The sequence below is a fragment of the Microvirga puerhi genome, from assembly GCF_020089865.1.
Taxonomy (GTDB): Bacteria; Pseudomonadota; Alphaproteobacteria; order Rhizobiales; family Beijerinckiaceae; genus Microvirga; species Microvirga puerhi.
The window spans coordinates 246,209-258,363 of record NZ_JAIRBM010000004.1 but is presented as its reverse complement, the minus strand read 5'-3'; the positions used below and the strand labels follow the sequence as shown (position 1 = coordinate 258,363).

Here is a 12,155-nt window from a genome sequence, read left to right as displayed (position 1 = left end):
AAAATTCAGTCGCAACAAAGTAGAATTGTGTCCATATCTTTGCCACGGGTTCGTTGGATCGGCTCCTCCAGCCGGCGTCCACGCGCCGGATAGTACAAGGAAGAAGATGTGATGGTGAAGGCCAGCCTTGCGGCGGGACTCTTGGGTCTTGCCCTGTTCGCAATCCAGATGGGCGGCGCGCCCTTGTCCATTCTGCTGCCTCTTTCGCTGATCGGCCTTGCCGGTGCCCTGTTCCTGTCTCGCAGCATGCCGAAGTTCCTCAAGGTCTTCGTGTCCGTGCTCGCCGTCGTCGAGGTGATCCTGGCAGCCCTGCTTCTGGCCGATGCCTTCGGCCTGATCACAGGCGATCTCGATGCCTACGTACCGCCTGCTTCCATGCCGGTCGGCGCCACCATCTTCGCCTTTGTTATCTACGGCGTGTCCCGGATCCCGGTCATCGGGAAGATCATGGGCATTGCCGACCGCTATTTCGACTCGACCGCACCAAGCGTGATCAACGTCCCGCTCCTGGGGCCCGTCCGGGCCTCCGAGGGCACCATCGGCACGGCTTTCCTGGCGTTTCTCATCCTGATCAACCTCGGCCAGGTCGCGCTCAGCGTGAGGTTCAACTTCTTCAGCCGCGATATGTTCAATGCCCTCCAGGGCAAGGACGGCCCAGCCTTCTGGTATCAGCTGCTCTGGATCTTCGTGCCGCTGGCGGGCATCTACATCTCCGTCGCGCTGGTCGAGATCGTATCGCAATACGTCCTACGCATCCGCTGGCGTACGTTCCTCAACGGTCTCTATGTCCGTGAGTGGCTGGGCGACGGCACCCATTACCGCATGCAGCTGGTAGGGGGTGGAGCGGACAACCCCGATCAGCGTATCGCCGACGACCTGCGTAGCTATGTCGATCAGACCTATACGCTGTCCATCGGCCTCATGAACCAGTCGGCGACGCTCGTCTCCTTCATCGCCATCCTGTGGGCCCTGTCGCGGGACTTCACGCTTCCCGGGACAGACATTCCCGTGCCCGGCCTGCTGGTATGGGTCGCGATCCTCTACGCGTTGGTCGGCACATGGCTCACCCACGTGATCGGCCGCCCGCTGATCGGTCTCTATTTCCAGCAGGAGCGGGTGGAGGCCGACTATCGCTTCTCCTTGGCGCGCCTTCGTGAATATACGGAGCAGGTCGCTCTGCTCGACGGCGAGGAGGCGGAGAAGCAGGCTCTGAGCCGCCGCTTCGGCATGATCGTCAACAACTTCATGCGCATCGTCGGCCGGGTCATGAACCTGACGATCTTCCAGGCCGCCTATTTCCAGGCCAACGTGGTCGTCCCCTACATCCTGACCGCCCCTTACTACTTCATCGACAAGATCACGCTTGGCCAGATGCAGCAGACGGTCGGCGCCTTTTCGAGCGTCCAGGGCGCCCTCGACTTCTTCATCACCTCCTATTCGACGATCGCGAGCTACAAGGCTGTGGTCGATCGTCTTCTGACCTTCGAGGCGTCGATCGAGAACGTGCGCCGTCGTGACGCGGGCGAGCATGTGGAGCTGGTCCCATCCACCGATTCCGACCTGAAGGTGAACGATCTCACGGTCGCGCTTCCGGAAGGGCGGGCGCTCATGCGAGCGGACGACGTGGCGTTCCGGCAGGGCGAGACGACGCTCCTCACCGGTCCTTCCGGCTCCGGCAAGTCGACCCTCTTCCGTGCGATTTCAGGGATCTGGCCGTTCGGCGAGGGGCAGATCCAGATCCCGAAAGGGCAGAGCATGATGCTTCTGCCGCAGCGGCCCTACATCCCCATGGGCTCACTGCGCGCAGCCGTCACCTATCCAGGCATGCACGGCGTCTACGACGATGCCGCCATCAAGGACGCCTTGCGCGCAGCGAAGCTTCCGGCGCTCGTGGACAAGCTCGACGAGGAGCGCGCCTGGGCACAGACGCTGTCGCTGGGCGAGCAGCAGCGCCTGGCCATCGCGCGGACCTTGCTGGCGCGGCCAGACTGGCTCTTCCTCGATGAGGCGACGGCTGCTCTCGACGAGCCGACCGAGGCCGAAATCTACGAGATGCTCAAGGCGAAGCTGCCGGACACGACCATTGTGTCCATCGGCCATCGCTCGACCCTGGCGGCCTTCCACGACCGGCGCGTCGATATGCAGAAGCAGGAGGATGGCCTCTTCGCTCCCGTCGACACGCGTCAGGCCGAGGCAGCGGCTTAGGTACGATAAGACTTTCGCTGCGTCTCAAGTTGATTCTTATGCTCAGAGGGGGATACGCTTCTCTGAGTCATGTGCATTATAACAAGGTTAAGACGACCGACGTGACCAGCCGCTAGTTGGTCCAAAATTGCATAAAGGCCAGCGGGGAAAGTGGCTCAAATCAATATGTAGCGGTGATATTAAAGCCGGCGGCTACTGGGCTCATGAAGCAATAGCCTTGAGCAACAAAGAGATGGTGCGTCTAGTTGGCTATAATGCGGAAAAGTAAATCCTCATTAGGGATTGCTTGGCGCTAATGGGACCTAATAACTTTCCATGAAAGTATGTAAGGTCGTCTTCTCTCTCGAGTTTATGGGTATCTATTTGAATTGTTTGCTCTGAATTTTCTTGAAGTATATTTTCGCTTAATGTTTTTCCTCTTATGTTGATATCCCAATTGGCCGGATCGAAGGAAACTTCCAGCCACTCTTCTTGTTCGTCATCTAAAAAACGATGGAGTTCTAGAGCTCTGGCAGCTCTAGAGGCAATCAAGTCTGTTGATTTTAAGAAGTACCATGTAAATTCAGATAACTCTGCGACTTCCGAGATGTTTTGTGTAGGATAAGTAACCGAATGCATCACATTATTACGTATTTTATCGAGCTTTGACTTCAACAAAGGTTTTATTATTCCTAGGTATGACATTCTCTCGTGGTGTTTATTGCCGTAAATACCTGGAATTCTCTTAAAATTGTATAATTTATTCAATAGTCTTTCACGAAAGTCTATGGATCTATTTAGTTGAAATATGGCGCACGCTAAATCATGGCTATTGGGATTGTTTTCTAGAATGGATTCTGCGTGACCGTGTATATCGTATTGCTGTTGCCAATCTTCCAAAGGCGTAAGATCAGACGTTATCACGTAATAACTGTGCTTTGTGAGGTCCGTAGCTAGCCAGATCGGTTGGCCCATATGTATCTCAAGAGAATGTGAACCGCAGATATTACATTAGCTTGGGCGAAATTGCCTTATCAAGCATGGTCTGGTGAAGCGTTATGGGAGCTCTAACTTCACAAGCCATAAGAAAGCTCATCAGCGAGACCATAAAACTGGAGAAAAGTCCGCGGAGCCCGTTCCGCGTAACAGAAGAGGCCTGCGTTGCGCTGGCCTCTTCGCTAGGCACAAACGACTGACTTAGAGCGCCCGCTCGAATTTCAGCTCGCCGCTCTGAGTGTGGATAGTGAGGAACGGGCCAGTGATGTCCCACTGGTTGGACGTGCGAAGCGCGATGAGGAAGGCATTTTCGCTGGCCATGGTGGCCTTGTCGCAGGTCTTCTTCGTGAGAGCGAAAGGACCGACCGCGAGTTTCTGCTCACGCAGCGGATAGGTCGTCGCCGAATAGTTGTTGCAGCCACCGAAACCGCGGGCGCGCAGCTGATCGTCGAGGGAGAAGCTGGGACGATCGCCCGTGAAGGGCTTGCCGTTGAGGCTCACCGCAGTCCAGATCGAGCGGAGCGGAAAGATTTTGTCCTGCTGGCTCGGCTGCGGGACCTTCGTATCGACCGTACGCGTCGGGCCGGCCGGCCGGCCGAGAGTGGTCGATGTCTGGGCATGGGCGGCCGGTACAGCGGCCAGAGCGGCCAGGAGCGCCGCAAGTCGAAGCGCGTTCATGAGAACCTCATTCATCGAAACGGCGGGACCATAAGGGGCCTTTGCCGTAGAGGCAACGGCCTCGTTCTGTTGTCCCATTGCTTTGTGATCGAACGCACACGGAGTCTGGGCTCCGATCACCCGAGACGCCGGAGGAGGCGCTCGGTCAGGGCGTTGGTCGGGCGGAACAGGTAATCGAAGGCGCGGACGGTGACATTCTCGGCGCCCAGGTTCTGCAGCCCGGCCACGATGTCGAAGACGGTGGACGTCTTGCAGTGGATCACGGTTTCCCACCCCTTGGACTCTCCGAAGGGTAGCGTGGCGCCGTAATCGTGCAGGATTCCGGAAAGCCCGGAGGCCCGGGCAGGATCGAGCGCAGCGCGGATCTCCCGGCTCGTGCGGGCCTCCTCCTCGGCGGCGATCCGGGTCAGCACCGTGGTGGCCGCCTCCCGCGCCGCCGCGCTCCAGGGAGCTTTGGCGGACGCCACGAGATTGGCCTCCGAGCGCAGCATCACCCCGTCGTCCAGAACCTTCAGGGCATTGGCGGTGAGGGTTGCACCAGTGGTGGTGATGTCGACGATCAGCTCTGCTGAGCCCGCGCCCGGCGCACCTTCGGTGGCGCCCAGGCTCTCGACGATCCGGTAATCCGCGATGCCTTTCTCGGCGAAGAAGCGGCGGGTCAGGTTCACGTATTTGGTCGCGACCCTCATCTTGTAGCCGTGGCGGGTGCGGATATCCGCTGCCACCTCGTCGAGGTCGGCCATGGTGCGTACGTCGATCCAGGCCTGCGGTACGGCCACTACCACATTGGCATTGCCGAAGCCGAGGGGCGTAAGGATTTCGACCGTCGCATCCGCGTCGGCGATCTGCTCGCGGATCAGATCCTCTCCGGTGATGCCGAGATGAGCCGTGCCGGTGGCGAGCTGGTTGACGATCTCCGAGGCCGATAGGAAGGCGACCTCCACGTTGGGCACGCCGGCAAGGGTGCCGCGATAGTCGCGGGCGCCCCGCGACTGGGTGAAGACCAGTCCGGCCCGGGCGAAGAACGCGGCCGCGTTCTCCTGCAGCCGGCCCTTCGATGGTACGGCGATGATGAGAGGGGAGTCGGTCATCAGGCGCTCCCTGCGATGCGATCGAGCCAGAACGAGCAGCCGACGGCCGGAATGGGCTGGCGGGCGCCGAGATGTTCCAGCAACCGGTCGTACCGACCGCCGCCGACCATCGGCTTGCCGTCGGCCCTGCGGGGATCCTGAACCTCGAAAATGAAGCCGGTATAGTAGTCGAGATTGCGCGCGAAGGTCGCGGCGAACGAGAAGGTACTGACATCGAGGCCGCGCGCGGCCATGAAGCCTGTGCGCTCCTCGAAGAGGTCCAGCGCCTGCGAGAGATCGAGGTCTGCGTCCTTGGCCAGAAGCCGCACCGCATCCGCGGCCTGATCGGGATCGCCCGAGATGGAGAGATAGCGCTCGATCACGGCTCTGGCCTCGTCGCCGAGACCGCCGCGGTTGGCGGCACGGGCGAGGAAGCGCTCGGCAATCTCGCCGGCGCTACGCCCGCCGACCCGGGCGATGCCGGCAATCGACAGGATATCCTCCACGAAAGCCTTAGCCGCCTGGGGAGCCTGCCCCTCGATGGCGGCGAGAAGCCCGGCATGCTCCGGCTGTGCCTGCGCATCAGGCTCACTCAGGGCCGCGAGTCCCTGGCCCGACACGATGGCCCGGATTACCCGTCGCTTGGCGGCAGGCAGGACGCCGAGAGCATCCACGAGGGCATTGAGCAGGCCCATGTCGCCGAGCCGGACCTGGCCGTCTGGAAGGCCGATCCGCTCGAGCCCTTCGAGGGCAAGCCCGAGGATTTCTGCATCGGTGGCGGAGATGTCGCGCCGGCCGATGGATTCGAGACCGGCCTGGAGAAATTCACCGGTCTCCCCCGGCCGCATGCGGAAGACGGGGCCACCATAGCTGTAGCCAGCGGGCTCAGCGCCGTGCTCTTCGAGATGCTGGAGGCAGACCGGAATGGTGTATTCGGGACGCAGGCACAGCTCCGTCCCGGAGGCATCCTGGGTGACGAACATGCGCCGCCGGATGTCCTCGCCCGAAAGATCGACGAACACGTCCGCCGGCTGCAGCACAGGCGGCTCGACACGCGCGTAGCCTTCGCGCTCGAACAGCGCGATCAGCGCAAAAATAGCATCCGTCTCGGTCACAGGCGTCGCTCAAACCCTTATAGCCGGATGCTCTCTAGCAATGCTTGGCCGGGAACGCGACCGTTTTCGACGGTCAGGGTGAACGGCGACCCGAGGATCAAGGGAAGGAAACGTCCCGAGGCGCGCAGGGCGCCTCGCGGGACGGATTGGATCTGAGTGGGATCAGGCGGATTTCCCGGCCTTGTCGCTCTTGTCCGAAGCGCTGCCCTTCTCGGACTTCGTCACCTTGCGGGAGGTCTTGCGCTTGCTGTGGTCGCTTGCCCGATGGGCATAACGCGGCTTGCGCTCGCTCTCGGAGCTCGAGCGGTGGGAGGTCCGCGCGGTGCTTGGCTCCTCGGCGAGGAGAGCAGCGGGCAGGAAGTGACGGGCGGTCTCGGTCACCACGCCGGCCACAGCGCCTGCCGCTGTCTGGACTGCATCCCGCGTGGCGCCCGCGGCCAGGGTCCCTGCTTCCGCTGTCGCGCTGCCGGCCTTCTTGACGGTGCGGCTCTTCGTCAGGGCGGCGGCGGCCGCGCCTGCGGCGGCGATCAAGGCATCCGCCAGGAGCTCGCGCCCGAGATCGGAATTCATCATGTCCTTAAGGGGCGTGAACTTGCTCAGGGCCTTCGAGAGCTTGACGCTGGAATCCTTCTTGGTCTTCTTGTCGGTCGAACTCTTCTTCGCTTTGGCTTTCGGCATGCGCGCCTCCTGATTGTCAAGCTTCACGGAACAACCCGGGAGGCCACCGGGTAGTTCCGTTGAAAATCAGCCGACATGCCGGCTAAGGACGTCGCGCACGGCGTCGACCAGCTTGGCTTCCGGAACCGAGAACTGCGCCGGGCGCGCGGCCTTCCATTCGGCGTTGGAGGCGATGGCCTCCGCAGCCTTGGCGCCTTCGATCAGATCCTTGATCTCCACTTCGCCGCGCTCGCGCTCGTTGGAGCCTTGGATGATGGCGCAGGGGCTCTGGCGCTTGTCGGCGTATTTCATCTGCGCCTTCATGCCCGACGAGCCGAGATAGAGCTCGGCGCGGATGCCATTGCTCCGTAGCGTCGAGACCATGCGCTGGTAGGCGGCGACCTGGTCCTTGTCCATCACGAGCACGACCACCGGGCCGGGCATCTGAGCGCCGGACACGATGGGGCTGTTCACCATCCTGAGCGCGGAAAAGAGGCGTGACACGCCAATCGAGAAGCCGGTGGCCGGCACCGGCTCGGAGCGGAAACGGCCCACGAGGCCATCATAGCGCCCGCCGCCGCCTACCGAGCCGAACCGCACAGGCCGTCCATCCTCGTCCGCGACCTGGAAGGTCAGCTCCGCCTCGTAGACCGGCCCCGTGTAATATTCGAGGCCGCGCACGACGGAAGGGTCGATGATGGTGCGGTCCTCGTAGCCGGACGCGGCAACAAGCGTTGCGATTTCGGCAAGCTCGTTCGCACCTTCGAGACCACGGGCTGAGGAGCCGACGACCTGACGCAGGTTCTCCACAGTCGATGCATTGTCCGCGCCCTTTGCGGCGGTGAAGGCGAGCACGCGCTCGATGGCCTCAGGCGCAAGCTGCGCGCCTTTGGTGAAATCGCCGCTCTCGTCCTTGCGCCCGGCGCCGAGGAGCTGGCGAACGCCTTCTGGCCCTAAGCGGTCGAGCTTGTCGATGGCGCGCAGCACGGTGAGGCGCTGGCCCGCCTTGTCGTCGCCGCCGAGGCCGATGGCTTCGAGCACGCCGTCGAGCACTTTGCGGTTGTTGACTTTGATGAGAAAGTCGCCGCGCTTGATGCCGACTTTTTCGAGCGTATCGGCGGCCATCATGCAGATTTCCGCATCCGCCGCGACGGAGGCGGCGCCCACCGTGTCGGCGTCAAACTGCATGAACTGGCGGAAGCGGCCGGGGCCGGGCTTCTCGTTGCGAAACACCCAGCCGGCCCGGTAGCTGCGATAGGGCTTGGGCAGGGCATCGAAATTCTCGGCCACGTAGCGGGCCAGCGGCGCCGTCAGGTCGTAGCGCAGCGAGAGCCATTGCTCGTCGTCGTCCTGGAACGAGAACACGCCCTCGTTCGGCCGGTCCTGATCCGGCAGGAACTTGCCCAAGGCATCTGTATATTCCACGAACGGCGTCTCGACGCCCTCGAAGCCGTAGAGTTCGTAAACCTCACGGATCGCCGCGAGCATGCGCTCGGTCGCCGCGAGTTCGGCGGGGCCGCGGTCGGCAAAGCCGCGCGGCGCGCGCGCCTTGAGTTTGTCGGGCTTGGACATGGGTCAGGACAGCCGGTCTTGAGAGAGAACTTGAATGAAATATGAGGCGGTCCTACCCCGCGAAGGCGGGAGGGGCAAGGGTTGTCACGTTCGCGGCTGCCGCATGCCGCGTTTCTCCCTCCACCGTCATCCCCGGCCTCGTGCCGGGGATCCACGCCTTTGCAGCGCTTTGTTTACTCAAGACGTGGATGGCCGGGACAGGCCCGGCCATGACGAGAATGGGGGACGATAGCGCGGTCTTCCTCCTATCCGTGATCCAGCAACGCCTCGCGGGCGCGCCTAGGAACATCCGGGGGAACAACGATCTCGCTTTTCGATGCAGCGCCGTTGAGAGGCGAGGAAGGAACACGCTTCAAGCGTGGATTTTGTAGAACCGGTTGACGAAATGCCTATATTTCTATATATCTGGACATATGGAAAACGAGCGCACGATCCTAACCCTTTCCGCATTGGCTCAGTCGACGCGGCTCGACGTCTTTCGCCTGCTGGTTCGGCATGAACCGAAAGGCCTGCAGGCCGGCGACATCGCGCGGCAACTTGCCGTTCCCCACAATACGATGTCGGCGCATCTCGGGATCCTGTCTCGGGCCGGATTGGTCGTGTCCAAGCGAGAGGGACGCTCCATCATCTATCGTGCAGATCTTGATTGCCTACGAGAGACGATAACCTTCCTGCTCAAGGATTGCTGTGCCGGGCATCCGGATCTGTGCCGACCTCTTATCGACGCGTTGACGCCATGCTGCTCCGTTCAGGAGAGCTGCCATGTCTGACAGCGACATCACGATCTACCATAATCCCACATGCGGCACGTCCCGCAACACGCTGGCCATGCTTCGCAAGAGCGGCATTGAACCACGGATCGTCGAGTATTTGAAAACGCCGCCGACACGGGAGGTCCTGCGTCAACTTATCGAGCAAATGGGCGTGCCGGTTCGGGCGATCATCCGACAGAAGGGGACACCCTATTTTGAACTCGGTCTGGACGATCCGTCGCTCACAAACGACCAGTTGCTCGATGCGATGGTTGCCCATCCGATTCTCATCAATCGTCCCATCGTGATCACACCCAAGGGGGCAAAGCTCTGTCGTCCCTCCGATGTGGTCCTGGATCTTCTGGCGACATCGCCCCACGAGGACTTCGACAAGGAAGAGGGATCGCCATTCCTCATAGATAAGCCGATTGGCGCATCTGCGGAATTCATTGAAGCGCTTCAGGCAGAGGGACTGCCCACGGACGATCTGGATGAACCGGCCAAGTCGTTCTTCCGTTACACGACTCTAAGCGGATCACCTGTCGGATTTGGCGGGTTCGAACGATATGGCCCTGATGCTCTGTTGCGATCCATCGTGGTGGCTCCGGAAGCACGAGGACGAGGCATCGGTCGCAATCTCGTCCTCCTGCTGTCAAGGCGCGCGCATGAAAGCGGTGCCGAAACGGCCTATGTTCTAACGACGGATGCAACCTCCTTCTTCGAGGCACAAGGATTCAAGCCTATCAGTCGGAGCGACGCACCGGCATCGATTCTGGCGACGCGGCAGTTGGTCAGTCTGTGCCCGGCGAGCGCCACGTTGCTTGCCCGTCAGCTCACGTTCTGAAGTCTCGCGTCATGTCACGGTTCGAACGCTATCTTACCTTGTGGGTAGCCCTCTGCATCGTCGCGGGCATTGCTCTCGGTCATATGTTGCCCGGTGTCTTCCACGTCATCGGATTGGCCGAGATTGCCAAGGTCAACCTGCCGATTGCCGCGCTGATCTGGCTGATGATCATTCCCATGCTTCTCAAGATCGACTTTGCAGCTCTCCGCAAAGTCGGCACATATTGGCGCGGAATAGGCATAACTTTATTTGTCAATTGGGTCGTCAAGCCGTTTTCGATGGCCGCGCTCGGTTGGCTGTTCATCGGCTACTTGTTCAAGCCCTATCTGCCTTCTGATCAAATCAGTGCTTACATCGCCGGTTTAATCATTCTTGCAGCTGCGCCATGCACGGCCATGGTGTTTGTTTGGAGCCAGCTGACCAGGGGTGAGCCTCATTTCACCTTAAGCCAGGTCGCACTCAACGACGCTGTCATGGTGATTGCCTTCGCGCCGATCGTCGGTCTGCTGCTCGGCCTCTCGGCCATCATCGTGCCATGGGGCACTCTGACCCTCTCGGTCGCGCTCTATATCGTCATTCCAGTCGTCGCGGCACAGGTTGTCCGCCGGCGCATTCTCATGTCTGGCGGCGAGGCCGCGCTCACCCGTCTCGTGAACGTGATACAGCCCGTTTCCTTGGTCGCGCTTCTCACGACTTTGGTGCTGCTCTTCGGTTTCCAAGGCGAGCAGATCCTCAAACAGCCTGCGGTTATCGCGCTGTTGGCCGTCCCAATCATCATTCAGGTCTATTTCAACTCTGGCCTCGCCTATATCCTGAACCGTCTTGCCAGCGAGCAGCATTGCATCGCTGGACCTTCTGCACTGATAGGCGCATCGAATTTCTTCGAGCTTGCCGTTGCGGCAGCCATCAGCCTGTTCGGGTTCAACTCGGGCGCGACTCTCGCGACCGTGGTCGGGGTCTTGATCGAGGTCCCTGTCATGCTGTCGGTCGTCTGGATCGTCAACCGGAGCCAGGGATGGTACGAGCGGGGCAGCATGCCCTTATCAGGTTCCAACAAAAAAGCAGCGCTCGCCGAGTAGGGCATTCCACACGTTTGCCCTGAGAACCTTGTCCGTGATACTTCATCCCCAGAACCGGGCGCACCCGGTTTCGGGGTCTCGTAAACCTCACCGAGAGCGGCGCAAGCATCCGCCGCTAATGATGCCTTCCCTACCGTTATGGTCGGGGAGGTATTGGCGCATGTCCAAGGCGAAAGCCCAAAGGCCAATGCGGCCGTCTCTCGGCGGTCTTACGACTCCCCGACCACCAGGAAACTCCCTGGTGGTCGCTCACATGCATGAGGGGAGCGGCCATGGACGGGTCTTACAGCGTCATTGCCGATGTCTTGAACAAGTTTCACACGTCGTCGGATGCGATCCAGGCGCTGTGGCTGATCGCTATGGCGGTTACGGTGCTGGGGATCGCATCCCTCGTCACGCAGGTGCTGCGCGAGGCGTTGCGGTCGCGCAGACCGGCTGAGCAGCGCAGGGCTTTCGAGGGAGAATTGCTTTACGGCCTCTATCGGGATCCGCAGGGGCAGGTTCTGCTCTACCGGCATGGTGAGCGTGACGGCGTCTCGCTCAGTGAGTTGCCACTGCCCGATAAAGTGCATTGAAGGCTTTCGTCGTGCCGTTTGCATTTCGAGACACCGTCATTCCGGGGCGCCGCAGGCGAGCCCGGAACCCATAAACACCGGGGCTTCAGAATAAGGAGCTATGGCAACCGCTGCATTCCTTCGCTCCATCGTCGGCGGTTATGGGTTCCGGGCTCCGCTGCGCGGCCCCGGAATGACAGTGCGTGAGCTTGCCAGATGTTTCGGATAAAGTAACATGCAGAGAACACATCCATCGGCGCTGCATGCCCTATTGGGTCTATCTCCTAGCCAGCCGCCGCTACGGAACGCTCTATCTCGGCGTCACCAATGATCTGCCCCGCAGGGTCCACCAACACAAAACCAAAGCTATTCCGGGTTTTTCCGCGACATACGATGTTCAGCGGCTCGTCTGGTACGAAACCTACGAGCGCATCGACGAAGGGATTGCGCGCGAAAAGAGCCTCAAGAAATGGCGACGGGATTGGAAGATCAGATTGATCGAAGAGATGAATCCCGATTGGTCGGATCTTTATTTCATCCTGAACCAGTAAAACTGTCATTCCGGGGCGAGCGTTAGCGAGAGCCCGGAACCCATAACCGCTGAGGATGCAGAATGGGAAGCAGCGATCTCCGTCGCTCCTTATTCTGAGACGC

General features: G+C 60.7%; 12 protein-coding genes. 6 read left to right on the top strand and 6 right to left on the bottom strand.

The window, feature by feature from the left end; genetic code table 11:
• The first annotated feature begins 111 nt into the window (after positions 1 to 111).
• On the top strand, positions 112 to 2,205 hold the full coding sequence (locus tag K9B37_RS07460) for an ABC transporter ATP-binding protein/permease (protein WP_224312436.1): 2,094 nt from the start codon (positions 112 to 114) through the stop codon (positions 2,203 to 2,205).
• Positions 2,206 to 2,454: 249 nt separating this feature from the next.
• Here the strand turns inward: K9B37_RS07460 and K9B37_RS07455 are convergent, their stop codons facing one another.
• The 6 genes from K9B37_RS07455 to hisS all read right to left on the bottom strand — a co-directional run bounded on the left by K9B37_RS07455 (position 2,455) and on the right by hisS (position 8,272).
• Positions 2,455 to 3,159, bottom strand: a complete 705-nt coding sequence (locus K9B37_RS07455) for a hypothetical protein (protein ID WP_224312435.1) — start codon at positions 3,157 to 3,159, stop codon at positions 2,455 to 2,457.
• 222 nt (positions 3,160 to 3,381) lie between these two features.
• Positions 3,382 to 3,873: an META domain-containing protein gene (locus tag K9B37_RS07450; protein ID WP_224312529.1), complete on the bottom strand. Its 492-nt coding sequence runs from the start codon at positions 3,871 to 3,873 to the stop codon at positions 3,382 to 3,384.
• Between the two features lie 101 nt (positions 3,874 to 3,974).
• On the bottom strand, positions 3,975 to 4,949 hold the full coding sequence (gene hisG / locus K9B37_RS07445; protein ID WP_224312434.1) for an ATP phosphoribosyltransferase: 975 nt from the start codon (positions 4,947 to 4,949) through the stop codon (positions 3,975 to 3,977).
• Positions 4,949 to 6,043, bottom strand: a complete 1,095-nt coding sequence (locus tag K9B37_RS07440) for an ATP phosphoribosyltransferase regulatory subunit (protein WP_224312433.1) — start codon at positions 6,041 to 6,043, stop codon at positions 4,949 to 4,951. The genes hisG and K9B37_RS07440 overlap by 1 nt, the downstream gene beginning before the upstream one ends.
• 162 nt (positions 6,044 to 6,205) lie before the next feature.
• Positions 6,206 to 6,721, bottom strand: a complete 516-nt coding sequence (locus tag K9B37_RS07435) for a hypothetical protein (RefSeq protein ID WP_224312432.1) — start codon at positions 6,719 to 6,721, stop codon at positions 6,206 to 6,208.
• Positions 6,722 to 6,787: 66 nt separating this feature from the next.
• Complete coding sequence (gene hisS / locus K9B37_RS07430) at positions 6,788 to 8,272, bottom strand: histidine--tRNA ligase (protein ID WP_224312431.1); 1,485 nt, start codon at positions 8,270 to 8,272, stop codon at positions 6,788 to 6,790.
• Between the two features lie 413 nt (positions 8,273 to 8,685).
• Here hisS and K9B37_RS07425 point away from each other — a divergent pair, with 413 nt between their 5' ends.
• The 5 genes from K9B37_RS07425 (at position 8,686) to K9B37_RS07405 (ending at position 12,052) form a co-directional block, all read left to right on the top strand.
• A complete protein-coding gene (locus K9B37_RS07425) occupies positions 8,686 to 9,042 on the top strand; it encodes an ArsR/SmtB family transcription factor (RefSeq protein ID WP_224312430.1) in 357 nt (118 codons plus the stop codon).
• Entirely contained in the window at positions 9,035 to 9,868 is an 834-nt protein-coding gene (gene arsC / locus K9B37_RS07420; protein ID WP_224312429.1) for an arsenate reductase (glutaredoxin), read from the top strand. The genes K9B37_RS07425 and arsC overlap by 8 nt, the downstream gene beginning before the upstream one ends.
• 11 nt (positions 9,869 to 9,879) lie before the next feature.
• Positions 9,880 to 10,947, top strand: coding sequence for an ACR3 family arsenite efflux transporter (gene arsB / locus K9B37_RS07415; RefSeq protein WP_224312428.1), 1,068 nt, complete (start codon positions 9,880 to 9,882; stop codon positions 10,945 to 10,947).
• A gap of 272 nt (positions 10,948 to 11,219) precedes the next feature.
• Complete coding sequence (locus tag K9B37_RS07410; RefSeq protein ID WP_224312427.1) at positions 11,220 to 11,522, top strand: hypothetical protein; 303 nt, start codon at positions 11,220 to 11,222, stop codon at positions 11,520 to 11,522.
• Between the two features lie 242 nt (positions 11,523 to 11,764).
• The gene (locus K9B37_RS07405; RefSeq protein WP_224312426.1) at positions 11,765 to 12,052 is read left to right on the top strand and encodes a GIY-YIG nuclease family protein; all 288 of its coding nucleotides are present in this window, start codon (positions 11,765 to 11,767) and stop codon (positions 12,050 to 12,052) included.
• The last annotated feature ends 103 nt before the right edge of the window (positions 12,053 to 12,155 follow it).

What these genes read in the sequence shown, in the direction of transcription:
- K9B37_RS07460 (WP_224312436.1), top strand. Translation starts at nt 112, where the DNA reads ATGGTGAAGGCCAGCCTTGCGGCGGGACTCTTGGGTCTTGCCCTGTTC.
- K9B37_RS07455 (WP_224312435.1), bottom strand. Translation starts at nt 3,159, where the DNA reads ATGGGCCAACCGATCTGGCTAGCTACGGACCTCACAAAGCACAGTTAT.
- K9B37_RS07450 (WP_224312529.1), bottom strand. Translation starts at nt 3,873, where the DNA reads ATGAATGAGGTTCTCATGAACGCGCTTCGACTTGCGGCGCTCCTGGCC.
- hisG (WP_224312434.1), bottom strand. Translation starts at nt 4,949, where the DNA reads ATGACCGACTCCCCTCTCATCATCGCCGTACCATCGAAGGGCCGGCTG.
- K9B37_RS07435 (WP_224312432.1), bottom strand. Translation starts at nt 6,721, where the DNA reads ATGCCGAAAGCCAAAGCGAAGAAGAGTTCGACCGACAAGAAGACCAAG.
- hisS (WP_224312431.1), bottom strand. Translation starts at nt 8,272, where the DNA reads ATGTCCAAGCCCGACAAACTCAAGGCGCGCGCGCCGCGCGGCTTTGCC.
- K9B37_RS07425 (WP_224312430.1), top strand. Translation starts at nt 8,686, where the DNA reads ATGGAAAACGAGCGCACGATCCTAACCCTTTCCGCATTGGCTCAGTCG.
- arsC (WP_224312429.1), top strand. Translation starts at nt 9,035, where the DNA reads ATGTCTGACAGCGACATCACGATCTACCATAATCCCACATGCGGCACG.
- arsB (WP_224312428.1), top strand. Translation starts at nt 9,880, where the DNA reads ATGTCACGGTTCGAACGCTATCTTACCTTGTGGGTAGCCCTCTGCATC.
- K9B37_RS07410 (WP_224312427.1), top strand. Translation starts at nt 11,220, where the DNA reads ATGGACGGGTCTTACAGCGTCATTGCCGATGTCTTGAACAAGTTTCAC.
- K9B37_RS07405 (WP_224312426.1), top strand. Translation starts at nt 11,765, where the DNA reads ATGCCCTATTGGGTCTATCTCCTAGCCAGCCGCCGCTACGGAACGCTC.